General features: G+C 71.4%; 16 protein-coding genes and 1 tRNA gene. 13 read left to right on the plus strand and 4 right to left on the minus strand.

The annotated features are described in order from the left end of the window. Positions 1–88: 88 nt before the first annotated feature. The 6 genes from ACH4K4_RS04530 to ACH4K4_RS04555 all read left to right on the plus strand — a co-directional run bounded on the left by ACH4K4_RS04530 (position 89) and on the right by ACH4K4_RS04555 (position 7255). The gene (locus tag ACH4K4_RS04530) at positions 89–904 is read left to right on the plus strand and encodes a Pr6Pr family membrane protein (RefSeq protein ID WP_398164766.1); all 816 of its coding nucleotides are present in this window, start codon (positions 89–91) and stop codon (positions 902–904) included. Positions 905–916: 12 nt separating this feature from the next. Then, positions 917–990, plus strand: a tRNA-Pro gene (locus ACH4K4_RS04535). A 667-nt stretch (positions 991–1657) separates the two neighbouring features. Next, positions 1658–2578: a hypothetical protein gene (locus ACH4K4_RS04540; RefSeq protein ID WP_398164768.1), complete on the plus strand. Its 921-nt coding sequence runs from the start codon at positions 1658–1660 to the stop codon at positions 2576–2578. 466 nt (positions 2579–3044) lie between these two features. Continuing rightward, entirely contained in the window at positions 3045–5105 is a 2061-nt protein-coding gene (locus ACH4K4_RS04545) for a restriction endonuclease (RefSeq protein ID WP_398164770.1), read from the plus strand. Positions 5106–5846: 741 nt separating this feature from the next. After that, positions 5847–6098 (plus strand): hypothetical protein, encoded by a 252-nt coding sequence (locus ACH4K4_RS04550; protein ID WP_398164771.1) that lies wholly within the window; start codon positions 5847–5849, stop codon positions 6096–6098. A gap of 14 nt (positions 6099–6112) precedes the next feature. Beyond that, positions 6113–7255, plus strand: a complete 1143-nt coding sequence (locus ACH4K4_RS04555; protein WP_398164772.1) for an SPFH domain-containing protein — start codon at positions 6113–6115, stop codon at positions 7253–7255. 150 nt (positions 7256–7405) lie between these two features. Here the strand turns inward: ACH4K4_RS04555 and ACH4K4_RS04560 are convergent, their stop codons facing one another. From ACH4K4_RS04560 to ACH4K4_RS04570, 3 genes are all read right to left on the minus strand, one after another. Next, the gene (locus ACH4K4_RS04560) at positions 7406–7957 is read right to left on the minus strand and encodes a hypothetical protein (protein WP_398164774.1); all 552 of its coding nucleotides are present in this window, start codon (positions 7955–7957) and stop codon (positions 7406–7408) included. Positions 7958–8058: 101 nt separating this feature from the next. Further along, the gene (ctaD, locus tag ACH4K4_RS04565) at positions 8059–9846 is read right to left on the minus strand and encodes a cytochrome c oxidase subunit I (RefSeq protein ID WP_398164776.1); all 1788 of its coding nucleotides are present in this window, start codon (positions 9844–9846) and stop codon (positions 8059–8061) included. A 198-nt stretch (positions 9847–10044) separates the two neighbouring features. Further along, positions 10045–10791 (minus strand): response regulator, encoded by a 747-nt coding sequence (locus ACH4K4_RS04570; protein ID WP_398164777.1) that lies wholly within the window; start codon positions 10789–10791, stop codon positions 10045–10047. A gap of 449 nt (positions 10792–11240) precedes the next feature. Between ACH4K4_RS04570 and ACH4K4_RS04575 the strand changes: the two genes are divergently transcribed. From ACH4K4_RS04575 to ACH4K4_RS04600, 6 genes are all read left to right on the plus strand, one after another. Beyond that, positions 11241–12701 carry a globin domain-containing protein gene (locus tag ACH4K4_RS04575; protein ID WP_398164779.1) on the plus strand — a complete coding sequence of 487 codons (1461 nt, stop codon included), beginning with the start codon at positions 11241–11243 and terminating at the stop codon, positions 12699–12701. Then, positions 12698–14188, plus strand: coding sequence for a protoporphyrinogen/coproporphyrinogen oxidase (locus ACH4K4_RS04580; RefSeq protein WP_398164780.1), 1491 nt, complete (start codon positions 12698–12700; stop codon positions 14186–14188). The genes ACH4K4_RS04575 and ACH4K4_RS04580 overlap by 4 nt, the downstream gene beginning before the upstream one ends. A 192-nt stretch (positions 14189–14380) precedes the next feature. After that, positions 14381–14755 carry a hypothetical protein gene (locus ACH4K4_RS04585; RefSeq protein WP_398164782.1) on the plus strand — a complete coding sequence of 125 codons (375 nt, stop codon included), beginning with the start codon at positions 14381–14383 and terminating at the stop codon, positions 14753–14755. Positions 14756–14929: 174 nt separating this feature from the next. Beyond that, on the plus strand, positions 14930–15322 hold the full coding sequence (locus ACH4K4_RS04590) for a hypothetical protein (RefSeq protein ID WP_398165402.1): 393 nt from the start codon (positions 14930–14932) through the stop codon (positions 15320–15322). An 88-nt stretch (positions 15323–15410) separates the two neighbouring features. Beyond that, positions 15411–16790, plus strand: coding sequence for a cryptochrome/photolyase family protein (locus ACH4K4_RS04595; protein ID WP_398164783.1), 1380 nt, complete (start codon positions 15411–15413; stop codon positions 16788–16790). A gap of 180 nt (positions 16791–16970) precedes the next feature. Further along, positions 16971–17996, plus strand: coding sequence for a hypothetical protein (locus ACH4K4_RS04600; RefSeq protein ID WP_398164784.1), 1026 nt, complete (start codon positions 16971–16973; stop codon positions 17994–17996). A 47-nt stretch (positions 17997–18043) separates the two neighbouring features. Here the strand turns inward: ACH4K4_RS04600 and ACH4K4_RS04605 are convergent, their stop codons facing one another. Continuing rightward, complete coding sequence (locus tag ACH4K4_RS04605; protein ID WP_398164786.1) at positions 18044–18886, minus strand: class I SAM-dependent methyltransferase; 843 nt, start codon at positions 18884–18886, stop codon at positions 18044–18046. Between the two features lie 69 nt (positions 18887–18955). On the opposite strand from ACH4K4_RS04605, the gene ACH4K4_RS04610 reads away from it, so the two are divergent. Then, complete coding sequence (locus ACH4K4_RS04610; protein ID WP_398164787.1) at positions 18956–20824, plus strand: prolyl oligopeptidase family serine peptidase; 1869 nt, start codon at positions 18956–18958, stop codon at positions 20822–20824. Positions 20825–21038: the final 214 nt, after the last annotated feature.

Raw genomic sequence — 21038 nt, forward strand, 5'->3', positions numbered from 1 at the left:
CCACGGGTCCTTTTCTCCCTCCTGCGGATTCGCACACACCTTCCACACACCGCCCCCATCCCACCCCACTCCCGTCTAGCGTGGGGGGATGATCGACCCCACCAGCGCCCGCGTCCCCCGCTCCCGGCCGTCGCAGGAGACCTCACACGCCTCCTCCCGCTACGCCCGCGGAGCGGCCTTCGCCTCCGCGCAGACCCCGGCGTCCGCGGTCGTGCCCCCGGTCCGCCGCCCACTGGCCGCCGCCTTCCGGCTGCTGATCGCGCTGGCCGCGCTGACCGGCATCGTCCTGGACGTCGCGATCACGCCGGACCTGAGCCGCCTCTTCAGCTACTTCACGGTGCAGTCGAACATCGCCGTGGCGGTCTGCTTCGCCTGGTCCGCGCACCGCGCCTGGTCCGCCCGCCCCCCGATATCCCCGCGGATCACCGGCGCGGTCCTCCTTTACATAACCATCACCGGCCTCGTCTACCACTTCGTCCTCACCAACGACTCCAGCGGTTTCTCGATGACCGGCACGCCCGAGAACGAGACCCTCCGCACCGTCTCGACCCACCTGCTGCACACCGTCGCCCCCATCGGCGCCGCCCTGGACTGGCTCCTGCTCACCCCCGCCCGCGGCTACCGCTGGCGCTTCGCCGGCCAGTGGCTGGCCTACCCCTTCCTCTACCTCCCCTTCGCCCTGATCCGCGGCGCCCTCATCACCCCCGGCGCCGAGGGCCGCTACCCGTACCCCTTCCTCGACGTCGAGATCCACGGCTACGCGGGCATCGCCCTGAACACCCTCGTCTTCGGCTCGGCCTTCTACGCCCTCGCCCTGATCCTCGTCACGATCGACCAGTTCAGGCCCCACCCCCGTCGCCCCGAGAACCGGATTTCACCTATGGGGATCGGTCCGCTAAAGTAGAGCTCGTTGCTTCGGGGTGTGGCGCAGCTTGGCAGCGCGCTTCGTTCGGGACGAAGAGGTCGTGGGTTCAAATCCCGCCACCCCGACTGAGAAGTAGCAGGCCAGAGGGCCGGTACTGGATCCAGTACCGGCCCTCTGGCTATGTACGTGACTAACTGAGTGACTACCGCCCATCGCCCTGGTCCGCACCGTATATGGCGTCCATCACAGACGTGCCGGACTGGTTCACTGGGCAACGCGGCGTCCGAAAGACCGCTTCGATCACGGCGGCACTGGAGCCGCACCTCCTGTGGCGCCTTCTTCCCCCGCACTCGTGACCTCGACCACGCGGTCGGGGTAGTTGAGGACGTTGGGGGCTGTGCCCGTGGACACTTCGGCGCGCGCCTAGCCAGAAGTCGGGCCCTGGGCCAGAGCCCAAGGTCCTCAACCGCTGCTGCCGGCGTGCGATCACCTGTGCCTGGAAAGGCCTGTGCAACGCCCGCACCGGGTACCCGAGGTGCGTGGGCTGGTAACAGCGCCGCCTCCACTGCTCGGGCAGGCCGGGCAAGAGGCCCCGACACACCGGTCGTGAGGTCACACGTCTTCTTGCACTGTTTCAGGTACGCCGTGTCGCTTCTAGGACTACCGTCCGCTGATATCCGTAACTGACGGGGCCTCCACAAGCCCCACCTCCTCCGCCTCCCCACTCTCCAGGAGCCTGTCGTGAGTGGCCACCCCGCATCCCCCCTTCCCAGGTCCGCCCCAGCCGAGACCATGACCGCGCCTGAGATCGACGAAGCCTTGTCCGCCCTGGCACGCTGCTCGGTCGCCCTCCTTGAGGAGTCACAAGCCGAGCAGCAACGCATGGAAGAACTGAACGAGCTCAACGAAATCCGATTCCGACAGCACACCGAAGGCCGGAGACCGCCGTACGACGCGGAGTCCGCGCTCCTCGCCGCCCGTCTGAGGCTGGCCATCCGGAGCGCGAAGGCGCACCATGACGCTGCGCATGAATACGTCTGCTGGTGGGTGGACGCCGCTGTGACGGCGTGGACGTCCGCGGTCCACGGGACACCCATGCCGTACGCACGCCTGGGCGCGGCAGCACCTCACACGCTAATGGCAAATGACGACCTGATGGTTCTGCCCGACGTGGATGAGCAGACACGAAAACTGATAGAGCTGGGCGCTTCTCTGAGCGCTCCCCAGCTGGCCACGGTACCCGGCAACGACGACGATCTCGCAAAAATGACCATTGACCTGGCAGCCCGTTCCGGCCTGTCCTTGCGGCAGAGCGAAACAGGTGCTATGGAGGTGGTGGACGATGCCGAGCCGGAGGCACGGCGCCGACGTCTCTGGGGAGATTACTGGCTAGAGTTCGGCATTCCGGCGCTTCCAAGCCCTGGCAGAGAACTCGATGCCCTTCTCGTCCGCGCCTCCAGAAAAACCGCGGACCGCCTACTTGATGCGTCCCGGGCAGTCGTCATTGCCACCAAGGCAGCACTACGTCTGTCGGAGTTGGAAGACACCGAGGCACCTTGGACACCGGCGGAGATCGAAGAGTACGACCGGCTATCGATCCAGCACGACCGTTTAACTCATTTTCTCGCTGACTACGCTCAGGCCGTCACCGAGAGCCTGCCAGACATCCGGGTCTCGTGGACCGATCAAGACGACTCTGGAAATGCACACTGACTGCCATCGTGCCACTAGTCCGTATCCGCCGACTACGGGCAGGGGTCATTTCACACTCGGGCGCAGCCTGCCACAGCGCACGCACCTCACCAGCAGTGGACGTTCGGGCTCAACCGGTCGGAGGACTAGAAACGCCACAGGCCGTCACCTAACGCGCATCCACCGGCCTTTGCAGTAATAATGCAAGAGTTCATTGGGCTCGAGAGCTTGTCAACCGCGAGGAGAATCCTTGAGGTCACCACAGCAGCCATCCTCTAAAGGCTTTCCGGCACCGCTCCCATGGCTGACACGATCCGGTGCCTCACCTCACGTTCCTGGCAGCCCGCCCGAAATAATGAGCAACCTTCGCGCCCTCCTGGCGGGTATTGCGACGGACGGAACCATCGACCGTCCATTCACCTGGCCCAACGCTGACAGCCCCGTTCCCTTGCGGAAGGCGGCCCATGGGCTCGGCGCCTGCGGGCTAGTGACACGAGAGGGGCGCCCGACACGCCTGCACCTCACCGATGAAGCCCGATACTTTCTCGGTTCCGGAGACGACCACTACCTCATCGCTGTCTTCCACGCGAATGTCAGATTCGTCGGCGAGCTGCTTGACGGGCTAGGAGGAGGACTCACCCACAATGAGCTGAACGAGCTCGCGGCGACGGAGTACGGCCTCAAGTGGAGTTCGCTCGACCAAGTCCGTCGACGTGTGTACTGGCTGCGCGCAGCCAGACTCGTCGACTACTGGACCAACGGCAAGATCGTACCTACGGAAAGCGGGCTGCAGTTCCTGCAGCGTCTGGAACTGGTCACACCACATCATCTTCCGCACAGGCGCCACGTGTCCGCCCAAATGGTTGAGCTGCCCCTGCCACCTGCCCTGTTGGCAGACGCACTGGCTAACGCCGATCAAGCCGCGCTGTGTTCACGAAAGCGGCCCCTGGGCTACATCGCGGGGGGGCTACGGGTGGAAGTACTGGCCCGCCTCCTGAATGCGGCGGTTCCTGAGATCTCGCGAAGCGACTTCACAGCCTTCTGCACCGAGGAATTCGCCGTTTTGGTATCCTCCGCCGAGCAAACCCTGGGAACCTTGCGTTCCCTCGGGCTCCTGACCCAAGTGGGCTCCGACACCTTCGCGGCGACTGAACTCGCCACGAGTTGCCTGGCTTCCACTGAAGCCTTGGACTTCGTTCGTCTGCTGCACCTCAATACCGCTTTGCTAGGAGAGACTCTCGACGCCCTGGAAGGCGAGGCACACTCAGCCACACTCCTCCGAGTTCTCGCAGAGCGGTACCCTAACGCGCAGCTCACTCGAGAAGACATCACCCGCCGTCTCGCTCTGTTCCTGGAGACCGGACTGGCCGAACGGATCGGGCTCACCATCCGGAGGACGGAGTTGGGGGCCGCTTTGGTACGCACGTTGCCCTTGCTGGAGCAAGCGAACCCCCAAAGCTTCGTAAACACCGATGAAGTTATCCCCCAAGCAGATCCTGCAGCAGGTACGCGGCCCCCACCCGATGCTGGTGCGCACAGCGTCGGTCTGCTGGCTACCGAAGTCGTACAAGCCGCCACCGACAGCGCAGACTACCAACGTTTCGAGCGTGCTGTAGCAGCTGCCTTCCGTGCACTCGGTGTCGTCGTCGAGAAGCACAGCGGACCGAAGAGAACAGACGTGATCATCGATCTGTGGCAGTCGCCCACTGATCGACAGCGCGTCGCTGTGGAAGCCAAAACGGACGGTGCCGGCCTGGTGACCGACCAGGACGTCAAGTTCTGGAGGCTGGGCGAACACCGTGAACGCCACAAGGCGCAGAGAACGGTGCTAGTCGGCCCACAATTCGAAGGCCGGGTGGTACAGGAAGCAGAAAAAGAAGGGGTGGCTCTGCTCACTGCGCATGATCTCGCAAGAGCCGTCATTCGCCACGATCGTACGCCTCTGGCACCGCACGAGATCGCCGCAATGGTAACGGCAGGAGAGGCAGACGCTCTGGCGCTCAACTGGCGGGCGGCGGAGCGTCGGCAGGAAGCCCTGAGCCTGGTGCTGCACACTCTGTGGAAGAGTGGGAATGACCCAGTTGACATCAAGTACACCACCGGCGCACTGGGCGTCAGAGACATCTGGCGGGAGACCAAAGGGAAGCTCGAAACCCCTCTGGACAGAAACGAGATCGAGGAAGCTCTGACCTTTTTGGGAGCGCCTTTCATCGCCGGGGTGGCACGACAGGGCAGTGACCATGTCGTCACGGCACCCCCTTCGCTGATCGCCACTCGTCTACGTGCACTGGCTACCGCCATTGAGTCGACCGACACGGAAGGCCCCGCCAGAGGGCATGGCGGAGAAGGGTCTCCCACGCCCCCGCCGCAACCGGGCCCTAAGCCACCCGAGCACACGTCAGTGCCACGTCAACAGGAGCCTTCCGTCAGCGTCAACGCCTCTCTGGTGCGCGCCTGGGCGAAGCGCCGGGGACGCGCTGTCAATGAACGGGGCAGGTTGCCGGGAGGGCTGATCAAGGAGTACATGCAAGCCCTCGATTCTGAGTAATACCCAAGCAGCAGCAGTCATGTGGCCGGCACCTCCACCCGGACCGCCTTGCCTACGGGGTGACGAGGCGCCGAGCCACAGCGCAAGGCCAGGGCATCCGCCAAGGCGGCACCGGGCCCGGGCTGGCAAGGCCCCGGTCTCCGGCTGCCTTCCGGGGCCGCCGGGGCCCCGTTCGCGAAACGCCGGCGGTCCGCCGGCCCCCCAATGCCGTGCTCGGCGCGCTGCGCCGGGTCGACCCCCGCCTGGTCCTGTCCGAGGAAGAGGCGGCGCGATTGGCGCCGGCCGTCGCCCAGTGGCTCGCGGCCGGTGTCGAAGCGGCACAGATCATCGAGCGGCTCACCGCAGGGCTCCCCGGCCGTTTCCGTGCCCGTCCGGCGAGCATCGTCGCCTTTCGCCTCCGCGAGACGCCCCTGCCCGCCCCGCCCGCGCCGGTGCGTCACACGGACCGGCCCTCCGCGCTGCCGTTCCAGACCTGCGACGGATGTGAGCGGGCCTTCCGCGCGCCGGAGCCAGGGCGTTGCCGAGACTGCCGGGGCGATCACCCCATCACTCGGTCGCCGCACGATGAACCAGAAGCGTCCCCAGCGCTGTCCGCGTGTGCGTGACCGACCGTCCCGTGCGGGTCGTGCGTTGCGTAGGGCTGTGGTGAGGGCGTGGCGGGTGAGGTGCCGCCAATGGGCGCGCGTGGGGTCGGGCGCTAAGGTCGGGGCGCAGGCCAGAGCGACGAGGGGGCGGCCGCCGATGGTGCCGGACGACGCTGTGATCGGTTGTGCCGGGGAGCTGGTTCTCGGGACCCGTGGTGAGGCCGGGCCCGGTGAGGTCCTGGTACGGGTCAGGGGCGGGACGGAGACGTTTCTCGCCTGGTCCGCCGAACCCCTGCCGCGCGGGACGCACGTGCTGGTCGTCACCTCGCGGGGTGGCCGGCAGGTCGACGTCATCGAGTGGGCCGATCCATTGGACGCGTTGGCCGGTGACGCCGGCGACGCCGGTTGAGGAGACGACGAAGGATGTTCGGTTACCGCGTTCCCGCGCCCGACGAGGCGATGCTGATCTCGGGTGGCAGGCGTGGTCTCGGGGGTGCGCCGTTCCGTGTGGTGACCGGTCACGGCAAGTTCGTGCTGCCGGTCTTCCGCAAGACCCGTTTCCTGACGCTGGCGATGTGCGAGTCGGAGGTCGTCGAGACCTGTGTGACCCGGCAGGGCATCGCGCTGACGGTACGTGCCGTGATCGCTTTCAAGGTCGGCAACGACACCGAGAGCATCGTCAACGCGGGGCAGCGGTTCCTCTCCGACCAGGACCAGATGTCGGTGCTGACCGGCCGGATCTTCGCCGGTCACCTGCGGTCCATCATCGGCTCGATGACGGTCGAGGAGATCGTCACCGAGCGGCAGAAGCTGGCCACCGAGGTGCTGGACACCTCGAAGTCGGAGATGGCGAAGATCGGGCTGCACGTGGACTCGTTGCAGATCCAGTCGATCGACGACGGGGACACCGGCTACATCGACGCCATGTCGGCCCCGCACAAGGCCGCCATCCAGCGCCAGGCCCAGATCGCGCAGGCGCAGGCGACCCAGGCAGCGGCGGAGGCGGAGCAGGAAGCCGCGCGCAAGCAGGCCGAGTACGCGCGGCAGACCGCCGTCGTACAGGCCCAGTACTCGGCCGAGGTGGACCGCGCGCAGGCCCAGGCCGCGCAGGCCGGACCGCTGGCGGAGGCCCACGCGCAGCAGGAGGTGCTGGACGCGCAGACCGAGCTGGCCGAGCGGGCGGCGCAGCTGCGGCAGCAGCAGCTGGTGGCCGAGGTCGTCAAGCCCGCCGAGGCGGACGCGGAGCGCATCCGGGTGCTCGCCATGGCCGAGGCCGAGCGGATGAAGATCCAGGCGGAGGCCGCGGCGTCGTACGACCGGGTGGCGCTGGACCGGATGCTGATCGACCAGCTCCCGCAGATCGTCAAGGAGGCCGCGGCCGGCCTCTCCGGCGCCAACGTGAACGTGCTCAACGGCGCGGACGGGCTGGGCGAGATAGCGGCCGGGCTGGTCGGGCAGGGGCTGACGATCCTGGATTCCGTACGGCGCAACCTGGGGGCGCCGGAGGGGGCTTCCGCCGACGGGCGCGTGCCGGAGCAGGGCGGCGGCCGGGTGGAGATCGACTAGGCGTGGCGGCGGTGTGCGCGCCCGCGTCCCGCATGGCGCGCAGGCCGGCGATGCCCCGTACGTGCGCCGGGTGGGCCTCATGAGGGGCGGTCTTCGCGCGGGGCGGCGGTCTGGCCGGCGCGATGGTCCCGCCGTACGGGCGGCCGTCGGTCAGTGCCGGCGCGTCGCCTGGGCGCGGGTGCCGGCGAGGGCCAGGGACGCGGCGGAGATGCCGACGGCGGTCATGGTCGCGGTGATCGCGCTCTGGCGGGTCAGGGAGTCGGCGGTCAGCAGCACGGTGGCGGCGAGTACGGAGGCCACGATGTTGCCGGGTAAGAGGTAGAGCAGGAAGGTCAGTTGCGGGCGGGCCGGGGCGGGCCGCGGTTCGTCGAGGGTGGGGAGGGTGCGGCGGAGCGTGGACCAGCGTTCGGTCTCCTCGTGCTGTTCGCGGGTGCGTTGCAGCCGGGCCACGGCCAGGAGGGCGGCGGCCGTGAGGACGCCCGCCGCCGCTACGGCGCCGAGGGCCGCCCAGGGCGCCGGGGTCAGCAGGAGCACGGCGAGGAACGCGGGCGTACCCCAGAAGGCCAGGCAGGAAGCGGCCGCGATGCGGTGGGAGTACGGGCGGTCGGCGCCCGCGCGCAGGGCCGCGGCCGCCGGGAGGTACCAGACGCAGCCGGCGGCGAAGAGCGCGGTGGCGCCCAGGGCGAGGGTGGTGTGGGACATCGTGGGTTCCTCCCTCGGGGGTGAGGGGTGTGCCGTCGGGGTCCACGGCTGCGGGCGCGTCGGCGGGCGCCCGCAGCCGTGGGGCGGGGAGGGGAAGGGGTTCAGGTGCGGGACGATTCGAGGGCGGCGACTTCGGGGTGGTGCAGGTCGAAGGCCGGGGATTCGCTGCGAATGCGCGGCAGCGCGGTGAAGTTGTGGCGGGGCGGCGGGCAGGAGGTGGCCCATTCCAGGGAGCGGCTGTAGCCCCAGGGGTCGTCGACGGTGACCTTCTTGCCGTATTTGGCGGTCTTCCAGACGTTGTAGAAGAAGGGCAGGAAGGACAAACCGAGCAGGAAGGAGCCGATGGAGGAGAGGGTGTTGAGGGTGGTGAATCCGTCGGCGGCGAGATAGTCCGCGTACCGCCTGGGCATGCCGGCCGCGCCGAGCCAGTGCTGTACGAGGAAGGTGAGGTTGAAGCCGACGGTGAGGGTCCAGAAGGTGATTTTGCCGAGCCGTTCGTCGAGCATCTTCCCGGTGAACTTGGGCCACCAGAAGTGGAATCCGGCGAACATCGCGTACACGACGGTGCCGAAGAGCGTGTAGTGGAAGTGCGCGACGACGAAGTAGGTGTCGGAGACGTGGAAGTCCATGGGCGGGGAAGCCAGGATCACGCCGGTCAGGCCGCCGAAGACGAAGGTGACGAGGAAGCCGGTCGCCCAGAGCATCGGCGCTTCGAAGGAGAGTGAACCCTTCCACATGGTGCCGATCCAGTTGAAGAACTTCACTCCGGTCGGCACGGCGATCAGGAAGGTCATGAAGGCGAAGAAGGGCAGGAGTACGCCGCCGGTCACGTACATGTGGTGGGCCCAGACCGTGACGGACAGGCCGGCGATGGAAATGGTCGCGGCGATGAGGCCGATGTAGCCGAACATCGGTTTCCGGGAGAACACCGGGATGACTTCGGAGACGATGCCGAAGAACGGCAGGGCGAGGACGTAGACCTCGGGGTGGCCGAAGAACCAGAACAGGTGCTGCCAGAGCAGCGCGCCGCCATTGGCCGGGTCGAAGACGTGCGAGCCGAATTTGCGGTCCATTTCCAGGGCGAAGAGCGCCGCCGCCAGCACGGGGAAGACCATCAGGATCAGCAGCGCGGTCAGCAGCACGTTCCAGGTGAAGATCGGCATCCGGAACATCGTCATGCCGGGGGCGCGCATGCAGATGATGGTCGTGATGAAGTTGACGGCGCCCAGGATGGAGCCGAAGCCGGAGAGCGCCACGCCCATGATCCACATGTCGGCGCCGACGCCCGGCGAGTGCACCGCGTCCGACAGCGGCGCGTACGCGAACCAGCCGAAGTCGGCGGCGCCCTGCGGGGTGAGGAAGCCGGCCGCGGCGATCAGCGAACCGAACAGGAACATCCAGTAGGCGAGCATGTTCAGACGCGGGAACGCCACGTCGGGGGCGCCGATCTGGAGCGGCATCAGCCAGTTGGCGAAGCCGGTGAACAGCGGCATCGCGAACAGCAGCAGCATGACCGAGCCGTGCATCGTGAAGGCCTGGTTGAACTGCTCGTTCGACATGATCTGCGTGCCGGGACGGGCGAGTTCGGCGCGCATCAGGAGCGCCATGAGGCCGCCGACCAGGAAGAACACGAAGGCGGTGACGAGGTAGAGGGTGCCGATCTTCTTGTGGTCGGTGGTGGTCAGCCATTCGACGGGGATGCGGCGGCGGACCGGGCGGGGGCCGAGGGCCGCGGGGGGCGGATCGGGGACGGGCCCGCTCCCCCCGGCCGCGCTCTGGTGCCCGGCCGGATCCGGACGGGGGTCCGGCTTGGTGCCGGTCCCGCCCTGGGCGCCGGGACTTCCCTGCGCTCCGGGGTCTGTCTGCGTACTGGTATCCGATCCGTCCACCGGGCTGTGTCCTTCACCTCTGGCGCATGACTCCGACTGGCCGGGAAGAGCCTTCAGCACGGGGGAGAGACCGGCTCTTCCCGGCGGCACCAGGATCGGCCGCGGGGGCGGTGGCGAAGTAGGGCCGTAAAGGCCCGATAAGCGGCCGAGGGGCCCGGGTCGGCGGGGACCGACTCGGGGGGCGGTGGGGCCGGTCGGCTACCGCCCGCCGCGCTGCTCGTTCCTCTCCTGCTTCTCCTGCTGTCCCCGGATCCGTCCGGCGATCACCGCGGCCTGTACCCGACGGCCCACGCCCAGCTTGGACAGAATGGTGGAGATACGGTTCTTCACCGTCTTCTCCGCGAGGAACAGCCGGTCGGCGATCTCCCGGTTGGTCAGGCCCTCGCCGATCAGCTCCAGGATCTCGCGCTCCCTGGGCGCGAGCCGGTCCAGCTCGGATTCCGGGGCCGCCTCGGGCTGCTGCGGGGCGCGCAGCCGCGCCATCACCCGCGACGCCGTGCGCGGGTCCAGCATCGACTTGCCCGCCGCCACCGTCCGTACGGCGTTGACCAGGTCGGTCCCGTTGATCTGCTTGAGTACGTAGCCGGCCGCGCCCGCCATGATGGCGTCGAACAGGGCCTCGTCGTCGTCGAAGGACGTCAGCATCAGGCAGGCCAGTTCCGGCATGCGGGCGCGCAGTTCGCGGCAGACCACGATGCCCTCGTGGTCGCCGCCCGACGGCTCGCCCCGCTCCCCCAGCCGTACGTCGAGCACCGCCACATGGGGCCGGACGGCGGGCACCCGGACCAGCGCCTCGGGGCCGCTGGACGCCTCGCCCACGACCTCGATGCCGTCCTCGGCGTCGAGGAGGTCGCGTACCCCCCTGCGGACCACCTCGTGGTCGTCGAGGATGAAGACGCGCAGCGGCTCCGGGGACGGGCCGGCGGGTCCGGTGTACTGATGCATGCGCTTCTCGATCTGTCGGCCGGGTGTGCCGGGTACCGGGTCCCGGCGAGGCGGTCCGGCGGGCCGCCGGGCACAGGGCCACCGGGCCCGGCCGCCCGCCGTAACACCCAGTATGTCCGCGCGCTTTGGGGCACCTCCCGGAGGGAGCCGGGGGGAGCCGCGCACAAGGGGTGCGCAGGGAATCACACACCCGTTAGGCCGTGTCGGGCGAGGGCCGAAAGTCCCGGGGGAGTAGGGCCGGTTGGGCACCTTTGCCCGGTGCCATACTGACGCGCCCCATCCCCTTTTGGAGGTCCGCTCATGCCACGCCTCGCGTCGTATGCCCGCACCGTCAGACCGCTGTGCGCCGTCCCGGTCCTCCCGGCCTCCCCCGCCTCCCCGTTCCGCCCGGCCCGTGCGGTCCTTCGGGCCGCCGCCGGTGCCGTCCCCATGGATCCGGTCGTACGTTCATGAGTACCGTCAACGACGATTACCACGCCCTGCTCGCCCGGCACGAGGCCATGCGCCTGCGCAGGAGAATCCTTTCGCCGCGCCCCGAGCGCGAGGACGCCGTCCAGGAGCGCCCGGCCTACGGCGGCCCGGCCACGGGACCCCGGGCCCTCGGCTGGTCCGGCAGCGCGGGCCCGCACCCGGCGGACGCCGCGGCCGGAGCCTACGACGGCGCCGCCGACCAGCGGGTGATCACCGAGTACCTCGAACTCGTGACGCCGTTCGGCGAGCTGATCACGCACCTCTACGAGGCGATGTTCCGGCGGTGGCCCTACCTGCGGTCCCTGTTCCCCGAGTCGATGGAGTTCCAGCGCGCCCATCTCGCGCGCGCCTTCTGGTACTTGATCGAGAACCTGCACCGTCCCGACGACATCGCCGAGGCCTTCGGGCGGCTCGGCCGCGACCACCGCAAGCTGGGCGTGCGCCCGGTGCACTTCGAGGCGTTCGAGCTGGCGCTGTGCGAGGCACTGCGCCGCACGGCGGGTCCGCGCTGGGCCGAGTCCGTCGAGCAGGCGTGGGTGCGGATGCTGCGGTTCGCCGTCGCGGCCATGGTCAGCGGCGCCGAGGCCGCCCTCGCCGAGCCGCCGTACTGGCAGGCCACGGTGACCGCGCACGAGATGCGCCGCCCGGGGCTGGCCGTACTGCGGGTACGGGCGCACGAGCCGTACCCGTACCGGGCCGGGCAGTTCGCCGCGGTGGAGTCGCCGCTGCTGCCACAGGCGTGGCGGCAGTACTCGATCGCCTGCGCGCCCCGGGCCGACGGCGAACTGGAGTTCCACGTACGGCAGACGTGCACCGGCGGGGTGAGCGAGGCCCTGGTGGCGCACACACGGGTCGGCGACACCCTGCGCATCGGGCCGGCGCGCGGGTCCATGACGCTGGACGACGAGTTGGCGAGCGACCTGGTCCTGGTGGCGGCCGACACCGGGTGGGCGCCCGTGAAGGCACTGCTGGAGGAGTTGTCCGCACGACGCGGCCACCGCAGTGTGCGGCTGTTCCTCGGCGCCCACAGCTTCGCCGACCTGTACGACGCCGGTACGCCGTCCGAGCTGGAACGGCGGCGGCCCTGGCTGCGGGTGCTGCCCGTCATCGGGCGGCGGGAGAACGAGAGCGGTTCCGGGCCGGCCGGGTACGGCTTCGACGCGCTGGCCGAGGCACTGGCCGACGCCGTGACGCGGCGCGGCGACTGGTCCGGGCACCTGGCGTACGTCAGCGGGCCGACCGCGGTGGTCGAGACGACCGTGGCCCGGCTGACCGCGGCGGGGCTGCCGCCCGGCAGCATCCGGCACGACCCGCTCTCCGACATCCTGCGCCCGTCCGCCGGCCATGACGCGGCGGGCCCGGCGGCCACGGTGTCCCGCAGGGCCACGGACGCCACACCGACACCACCGGCCACCGCTTTCGAAGGAGCGGACTCATGAGCGTGCCGTCGACCGCATCCGCCGTACCGTCCACCACCACCGCCCCGCCCGCGCTCGCCCGGCACGTCGTCGTCATCGGCGGCGGCATCGCGGGCCTCGCCGCCGCCCACCGGCTCACCGGCGCGGGCCTGCGCGTGACGCTGCTGGAGTCCACCGGCCGGCTGGGCGGCAAGCTGCGCTCCGGCGAGATCGCCGGAACGCCGGTGGACCTGGGCGCCGAGGCGCTGCGGGTGCCCCGTCCCGAGGCGGTCGACCTGGCGCGGGAGGTCGGTCTCGGCGACCGGCTGCGGGTCCCGGCCGCGACGGCGGCCGCGCTGTGGACGCGGGGCGCGCTGCGGCCCATCCCGAGCTGCCGCGGCCGTGACGTCCTCGGCAGGTCGCGGACGCCCGACACGTACGAGGTCTCCCTGCGGGCCGCCGTGCCGCAGCTCTTCGAAGCCGCGCGGAACGACGGCGCGATGCTCACCGGCGTGCGGCCGGTCCGGCGGCGCAGCGCCGAACAGCAGCGGCGCGTCGCCGAACAGCGGTACGGAGCCGAGCGGCGGCTCGCCGAGGAGCGGCGGCTCGCGGAACAGCGGCGGCTCGCCGACCAGCCAGGATCCGGCCCGTTCGTACCGCGGCCGCGCCCGGAGTTCGCCCGCACCGGGCCGGGCGCGGGCCCCTCCAAGCGGGGCACCGGCAGCGCCGGGACCGCCCGCACGATTCCGGACCTGGCCCGCGGCGGCCCCGACTACCTGGGGCTGGAGGGCGGCGCGGGCACGCTGGCGGGCGCCGTGGCCGACGCCGTGCGCGCTGCCGGCGGCGCGATCCTGCGCAACACCCCGGCACTCGCGCTGAACCGGGCCGCGTACGGCTGGGAGGTGCGCACCGCCGCCCGGACGCTGCTGTGCGACGGCCTGGTCCTGGCGACCCCGGCCTGGACGGCGGCCACCCTGCTCGCCGCCGAGGCGCCGCTCGCGGCGGCCGAGCTGTCCGAGGTCGCGTACGCGCCGATGGCGCTGGTGACGATGGCGTTCCGGCGCTCGCACCTGGAGGGGCTGACGGCGTTCGACGACCGGTGCGGCTTCCTGGTGCCGCCGGGGGACGGGCACACCATCAAGGCGTCCACGTTCTTGACCCGTAAGTGGGACTGGCTCTCGGAGCGGGCCAAGGACCTGTTCGTGCTGCGCACGTCCATCGGCCGGTACGGCGAGGAGGAGGTGCTCTACCTCGACGACGCGGACCTGGTGGCCGCCGCGCTGCGCGACCTCGGGGAGGCGACCGGGCTGACCGCGCGGCCGGTGGCGACGGACGTGACCCGGTGGATCGGCGGGCTGCCGCACTACGCCGTCGGCCACCCGGCGCGCGTGACGCGGGTGCGCAACGGGCTGTCCCGGCTGCCGCAGCTGCGGCTGTGCGGCGCGGCGTACGACGGGGTGGGCGTGGCCGACTGCGTGGCGAGCGGGCAACGCGCCGCCGACGAGATCATCGCCGCGGCGGCCGCCTGACACCGCCCGCCCGGTACACCGCCCGGAGCCCCTTCGGCCTCGTGTGCCCCTCCTGATGCGGCGTCACGCAAACGCGGGACGTGCCAAGATGGGCGCGTGGGGCCCGCCGCGCCGTGCCCCTGGTGTGCCGGGAAGTCTGGTCGGCGGTCTATTCGGCGTGCGAGCGGGGCCAGGCGCCCGGGGCAGGTGGCCATGGCAGGCATCGAGGAGACGCTGCGGGAGCTGGTACGCCAGGAAGGCGTCCTCGGCGCCTCGGTCGTGGACTACTTCAGCCGTCTCACCCTCGGCGCGGTCGGCAGCCCGGCCGGCCCCGACCTCGAAGCGGCGGCGCGCGGGGACACGGACGTGGTGCGCGCCAAGCTGTTCACGCTGGAGACGCTCGGTTACCGCCAGGAGCGGATCGAGGACATCCTGATCACGCTGGACGACGAGCTCCACCTGATCCGCCCTCTCACCCGGCGCAGCCGCCAGGGCATCTTCGTCTATCTGGTCCTGGACCGGGCCACCGGCGACCTGGAAGCCGCCCGGGACAGCCTGCGGAAGGTCGAATTCGAGCTGGACGTCTGACGCCCCCGTTCCCTCCGTACGCCCGTGCCGTGTACCGCCGGGCGCGTTGCCCCGGCCCCGGGTGGCGGAGGGGGAACAGTGGGTACCGGCAGGACCGGTGGCGGGCCCGGCGGCCCGGCGACGCGACGTGCTGCCGGGCGCACCGGCCGGGCAGTGGAGCGAAGGAGGCGGATGATGCAGGTGGGTCTGCTGCGCATGGTGGGCGCGTCGACTGCGGCCTACGGCCTGGCGGTCACCGCCTGGCCCGGCCTGCTGGCCAAGCCCTCCGGGCTAGCCGGCGAGGACGGGCGCGTGGCCCCGGCCACCCGTACCGCGCTGCGCCCGCTGGCCTGGCGCGACGCGGCGAGCGGGCTGGCCCTCGCGCTGGCGCCGCCGGGACCGGCGCTGCGGACCGCCGCCTGCGTCCGGATCGCGGCGGACCTCGGCGACGCGGCGCTGCTGGGCGGCACGCTGCCGGAGCGGAAGCGGCGCGCCGCGGTGGCCGTGTCCGTGGGGTGGGGCGCCCTGTCGGTCGCGGGCCTCCTCTGGCCCGCGAAGCGCCCGCGCCACTCCCGTACGCCCCTCTAGGCATCCGTACGCCCCTCCGGGCATCCGTACGCCCCGCCAGGAACCCGTACGCCCCTCCCCCCTCCCCACGAAGCACGGAGCGACCCGCGTGAGCACTGCCTCGATCGCCCTGTTCACCTCCGACCTGCGGGTCCACGACAACCCCGTCCTGCACGCCGCCGCGCGGGCCGCGGGCGGCGTCGTGCCGCTGTTCGTCCTCGACGACGGAGTACGTGCCGCGGGCTTCGACGTGCCCAACCGCCGCGCCTTCCTGGCCGACTGCCTCGCGGATCTGGACGACGCGCTGCGCGCCCGCGGGGGCCGGCTCGTGGTCCGTACGGGAGACGTCGTCGAGCAGACCGCCTCGGCGGCCGCCGAGGCGGACGCGCACGACGTGCATGTCGCGGGCGGGGTCAGCGGCTACGCGCAGCGCCGGGAGGAGCGGCTGCGGCGGGCCCTGGAGGCCGACGGGCGGCGGCTGCACGTGCACGACGCGGTGGTCACCGCCCTCGCACCGGGCGAGGTCACCCCGGCCGGCAAGGACCACTTCGCGGTCTTCACGCCGTACTTCCGCCGCTGGCAGGCCGAACGCCACCGCGACGTGCTGCGGCCGCCCCGCCGCGTGCGGGTGCCCGAGGCGGCCGGCTCCGGTCCCGTACCGCGGCGCGAGGACGTCACCGGGGTGTCCCCGGGGCTCGCGGCGGGCGGCGAAGCGGAGGGGCGCCGCCGGATGGCGGCCTGGCTGAGAGGGCCGCTCGGCCGCTACGCGCTCCGGCAGGACGACCTCGCGGGGGACGCGACGTCCCGGCTCTCCCCGCACCTGCACTTCGGCACGCTCTCCGCGACCGAACTGGTCCACCGCTCCCGTAAGGCCGGCGGCGACGGCGGCGACGCCTTCGTACGGCAGCTGGCGTGGCGGGATTTCCACCACCAGGTCCTCGCGGCCCGCCCCCAGGCGGCGCACGCCGACTACCGGACGCGGCACGACCTCTGGCGCCGCGACCCGCAGGAGGCCGAGGCGTGGCGTACCGGCCGCACCGGCTACCCGATCGTGGACGCGGCCATGCGGCAACTCGCCCACGAGGGCTGGATGCACAACCGCGCGCGGCTGCTGACCGCCGGCTTCCTGACCAAGACGCTGTACCTGGACTGGCGGCTCGGCGCGGCGCACTTCCTGTCCCTCCTGGTGGACGGCGACCTGGCCAACAACCAGCTCAACTGGCAGTGGGCGGCGGGCACCGGCACCGACACCCGCCCCAACCGGGTCCTCAACCCGCTGTCCCAGGCGAAGCGTTTTGACCCCGACGGCGCGTACGTACGGCGCTGGGTGCCGGAGCTGGCGGACGTGCCCGGCCTGGAGGGCGGCGCGGTGCACCAGCCGTGGAAGCTGCCGCCCGCCGCCGCGCGTGCGGCCGCGGCCTACCCGGCCCCGGTCGTCGACCTGTCCGAGGCGCTGGCCCGCTTCAGGCTCGCTCGCGGGCTGGACTAAAGGCCGCACCGTACCGGGCGGCGGTTCGGCCAATGGCTCGCCGATGCCGCTCTTGGCCGGGTATGGGCGGTGATTCCGGTCAATCGCCGGGCCGCGTCCCCGGCGGCTTCCTGACCGCGGTTCCCGTTGGCTAGCGTGTGCGCCGACCTGCTCCACTCGTACGTACGAAGGAGAGCGTTCATGGTCGACATCCCCACCACCCCCGGTCTGGCCTGGGACGACGTCAGCTCCCTGCACGGGCAGATCGTCGGAAACCCCTCCGTGGCCCCCAACGCCGACGGCCGCCTCCAGGTGTTCGCCCGCGGCAAGAACGAACAGGCCCTGTGGTCCATCTGGCAGAAGCGCGACGGCGGTTGGAGCGAGTGGGAGAACCTGGGCGGTTCGCTGGGCAGCGAGCCCAACGCCATCCGCGGCCGGGACGGCCGCATCTCGGTCTTCTACAAGGGCTCGGACGGGCACCTGCACCACGTACGCCAGGGCGCCATCAACGTCGGCTTCAGCCCCGACGACATCATCGTGCGCAACATCGGCGGCGACCCGGTCCCCGCCCTCAACGCCGACGGGCGCCTCGACGTCTTCTTCCGCGGCACCGACACCCAGCTGTGGCACGTGTACCAGCAGAACGTCGACTACGAGAACTGGGTGGCGCCGTCCAGCCTGGCCGGCGGCGTCCAGGGCAACCCGGCCGTCGCGCGGGCCGGCGACGGCAAACTGGAGGTCTTCCACCACAGCACCAACGGCAACCTCTACGACAACCAGCAGAAGGTCCCCGACTCCAGCGACTCCTGGAGCGGCCACTTCGAGCTGGTACGCAACATCGGTGGCGGCGTCGAGGCCGGTCTCGACTCCGACCAGCGCATCCAGGTGTTCTTCCGCGGCACCGACACCCAGCTGTGGCACATCCAGCAGAAGGCCGGCTACGACTCCTGGACCTCGGCGTCCAGCCTGGCCGGCGGCGTCCAGGGCACGCCCGCGCTGGCGCGCGCGGCCGACGGGCGGCTGGTGGTCTTCCACCACAGCACCAACGGCCACATGTACGCGGCCGAGCAATCGAAGATCAACGGGATCGACTGGAGCGGCCACTTCGAGGTCGTGCGGAACGTCGGCGGCGACCCGGTGGTCGGCACCAACCGGGACGGCCGCCTGGAACTGTTCTTCCGTGGCACGGACGAGGCGCTGTGGCACCGGACGCAGAAGTTCGTCTGAAGCCGCACGGCCCGGTGAGCCTTACGGGCACGCGGGCCCGGTGAACCCTACGGGCGCGACGCCTTGAGCGAGTACATGAGCGGGACGCGGGGACGGCCGGCGGGCTGGCGGTAGAAGCCGTCGTCCCCGCGTTCCAGGGAGCCGAAGCGCTGGAACAGCGTCATGTCGTGCTCGTGCAGGAAGTCGACGCGCAGCCCGGCCGCCGCCAGGGCGGAGACCACGTCGCCGAGGGTGTGCTGCCACTCGACGCGGCGGTTGTTGACCGTGGGTGCCTCGAAATCCGTGTACGTGCCGGGGCTCTCGTCGATCCAGGCGTCCCGGCTGAAGTAGTCGTGCGCGACGCGCGCGCCGCTCTCGTCGTCCAGGGCGTCGGTGATCGGGTGGAACTCGGCGAGGTAGAGGAACCCGCCGGGCGCGACCAGGGAGGCCGCGGTCCCGGCCCAGCGGCGGATGTCCGGGAGCCAGCAGAGCGAGCCGATGCCGGTGTAGACGATGTCGTACGCCTCGATGTCCGCGACGGAGGCGACGGCCTCGGCGGCGTCGTAGACGTCGGCCGCGACGAAGGCGGCGCGGTCGGTGCCGATGCCGAGTTCCGCCGCCGTGGCACGGGCGGCCTCGATCGCGGGCTCGGAGAAGTCCAGTCCGACGACGCGGGCGGCGCCGCGGTGGGCCCAGGACAGCGTGTCCTGGCCGATGTGGCACTGGAGGTGCAGGAGCGTCCTGCCGGTGACGTCACCGACCTCCGCCACCTCGAAATCGCGGATGACGTCGCGGCTCCGGCGGAATCCGTCCTGGTCGTAGTAGTCGCTCGCGAGGTGGATGGGAACCCGCTCGTCCCACATGGCCCGGTTGGCCGCACGCCAGTCCTCAGGTCCCGTGTGTGTCAGCATCCGGCGAAGTTATCCACAGGCTGGGGGCCGCGTCAGCGGATTTTTTCCGACCCTGCGCAGAATGGGGCCATGACTGACGAGACCACCACCGCCAACACTGACGCATCCGGGGCGGCGGCAGCCCCGGGAGCGGCCGGTTCCCCGGACACCCCGGACTGGGAGAAGCGCTTCCGGGCGCCGCGGGTCGGCCTGCCCGAGTGGGCCGAGGAGGCCCCGGACCGTTCGCTGTTCGTCTCGAACGCGACGGGCACCTTCGAGCTGTACGCATGGGACCGGGCGACCGGCGAGCAGCGGCAGGTCACGGACCGGCCGAACGGCACGACGGACGGCACCCTGACGCCGGACGGCGCGTGGATCTGGTGGTTCGCCGACACCGACGGGGACGAGTTCGGGGTCTGGCAGCGGCAGCCGTTCGGCGGCGGCGAGGACGAGCCGGCCGCGCCGGGGCTGGCGCCCTCGTACCCGGCGGGCCTGGCCCTCGGCCGGGACGGCACGGCGGTGATCGGCCGCTCCACGGACGAGGACGGCTCCACCGTCCACGTCGTACGGCCGGGGCAGGCGCCCGTGGAGATCTACCGGCACCGCGAGTCGGCGGGCGTGGGCGCCCTGTCGCACGACGGCTCGCTGATCGCCATCGAGCACACCGAGCACGGTGACGCGATGCACTCGGCGATCCGCGTCGTGCGGCCGGACGGTTCGACGGTCGCGGAGCTGGACGACACCAAGGGCGGCACCGAGGAGCTGGGCCTGTCGGTCATGGGCTTCGCGCCGGTGGACGGGGACTCCCGGCTGCTCGTCGGGCACCAGCGGCGCGGCCGCTGGGAGCCGATGATCTGGGACCCGCTGTCGGGCGAGGAGAGCGCCCTGGACATCGACCTGCCCGGCGACGTCGGCGCCGACTGGTATCCGGACGGTGCGGCCCTGCTGGTGGAGCACGAGTTCCGGGCCCGCGCCGAGCTGTGGCGCTACGAGCCGCTGACCCGGCAGCTCACCCGCGTCGAGACGCCCGCGGGGACGGTCTCAGGGGCGACGGCGCGGCCGGACGGCGCGGTGGAGTTCCTCTGGTCGTCGGCCGCGCAGCCGCCGGAGGTGCGCTCGACGAACGGGCGGGTCGTCCTCGACCCGCCCGGCATGAAGGCGCCCGGTTCGGTGCCGGTGACGGACGCGTGGGTGGAGGGCCCCGGCGGCACGGTGCACGCGCTGGTGCAGCAGCCGCCCGGCGATGGCCCGTTCCCGACCGTCTTCGACATCCACGGCGGCCCGACGTGGCACGACAGCGATGCTTTCGCGTCCGCGCCCGCGGCGTGGGTGGACCACGGTTTCGCCGTGGTGCGGGTCAACTACCGCGGCTCGACGGGCTACGGACGGGAGTGGACGGACGCGCTCAAGCACCGCGTCGGGCTGATCGAGCTGGAGGACATCGCGGCGGTGCGGGAGTGGGCCGTCTCCTCCGGGCTGGCCGACCCGGAGCGGCTGGTGCTGACCGGCGGCTCGTGGGGCGGTTACCTGACGCTGCTCGGGCTCGGCACCCAGCCGGACGCGTGGGCGCTGGGCCTGGCCGCGGTCCCGGTGGCGGACTACGTCACCGCGTACCACGACGAAATGGAAGCCCTGAAGGCGATGGACCGCACGCTGCTGGGCGGCACGCCGGAAGAGGTGCCGGAGCGCTTCGAGGCGTCCTCGCCGCTGACCTACGTGGACGCGGTGCGCGCGCCGGTCTACATCTCCGCCGGGGTGAACGACCCACGCTGCCCCATCCGCCAGGTGGAGAACTACGTCGACCGCCTGAAGGAGCGCGGCCACCCCCACGAGGTGTACCGCTACGACGCCGGGCACGGCTCGCTGGTCGTCGAGGAGCGCATCAAGCAGGTCCGCCTGGAGCTGGACTTCACGCGCCGGTACCTGGGGCTGGGCGGGGATGGCGAGCTGAAGGAGTAGGGGGGCGGCGAGGGTGGGGGTGGGGCGGGGGGAGGGGAGGGGAGGGGCCCCAGAACCGCTCGGCCCAGCCCCCCCCCCCCCCCCCCCCCCCCCCCCCCCCAGCCCCCCCCCCCCCCCCCCCCCCCCCCCCCCCGCCCCCCCCCCCCCGCCCCCCCCCCCGCCCCCGCCCCCCCCCCCCCCCCCGCCACCCCCCCCCCCCCCCCCCCCCCCCCCC

Source organism: Streptomyces sp. NPDC017529, assembly GCF_044329785.1.
In the GTDB taxonomy this organism is placed as follows: domain Bacteria; phylum Actinomycetota; class Actinomycetes; order Streptomycetales; family Streptomycetaceae; genus Streptomyces.

Coding starts and splice junctions, on each gene's coding strand:
- ACH4K4_RS04555 (WP_398164772.1), top strand. CDS start 6,113: ATGTTCGGTTACCGCGTTCCCGCGCCCGACGAGGCGATGCTGATCTCG.
- ACH4K4_RS04530 (WP_398164766.1), top strand. CDS start 89: ATGATCGACCCCACCAGCGCCCGCGTCCCCCGCTCCCGGCCGTCGCAG.
- ACH4K4_RS04570 (WP_398164777.1), bottom strand. CDS start 10,791: ATGCATCAGTACACCGGACCCGCCGGCCCGTCCCCGGAGCCGCTGCGC.
- ACH4K4_RS04550 (WP_398164771.1), top strand. CDS start 5,847: ATGGTGCCGGACGACGCTGTGATCGGTTGTGCCGGGGAGCTGGTTCTC.
- ACH4K4_RS04610 (WP_398164787.1), top strand. CDS start 18,956: ATGACTGACGAGACCACCACCGCCAACACTGACGCATCCGGGGCGGCG.
- ACH4K4_RS04560 (WP_398164774.1), bottom strand. CDS start 7,957: ATGTCCCACACCACCCTCGCCCTGGGCGCCACCGCGCTCTTCGCCGCC.
- ACH4K4_RS04585 (WP_398164782.1), top strand. CDS start 14,381: ATGGCAGGCATCGAGGAGACGCTGCGGGAGCTGGTACGCCAGGAAGGC.
- ACH4K4_RS04605 (WP_398164786.1), bottom strand. CDS start 18,886: ATGCTGACACACACGGGACCTGAGGACTGGCGTGCGGCCAACCGGGCC.
- ACH4K4_RS04575 (WP_398164779.1), top strand. CDS start 11,241: ATGAGTACCGTCAACGACGATTACCACGCCCTGCTCGCCCGGCACGAG.
- ACH4K4_RS04540 (WP_398164768.1), top strand. CDS start 1,658: ATGACCGCGCCTGAGATCGACGAAGCCTTGTCCGCCCTGGCACGCTGC.
- ACH4K4_RS04600 (WP_398164784.1), top strand. CDS start 16,971: ATGGTCGACATCCCCACCACCCCCGGTCTGGCCTGGGACGACGTCAGC.
- ACH4K4_RS04590 (WP_398165402.1), top strand. CDS start 14,930: ATGCAGGTGGGTCTGCTGCGCATGGTGGGCGCGTCGACTGCGGCCTAC.
- ACH4K4_RS04580 (WP_398164780.1), top strand. CDS start 12,698: ATGAGCGTGCCGTCGACCGCATCCGCCGTACCGTCCACCACCACCGCC.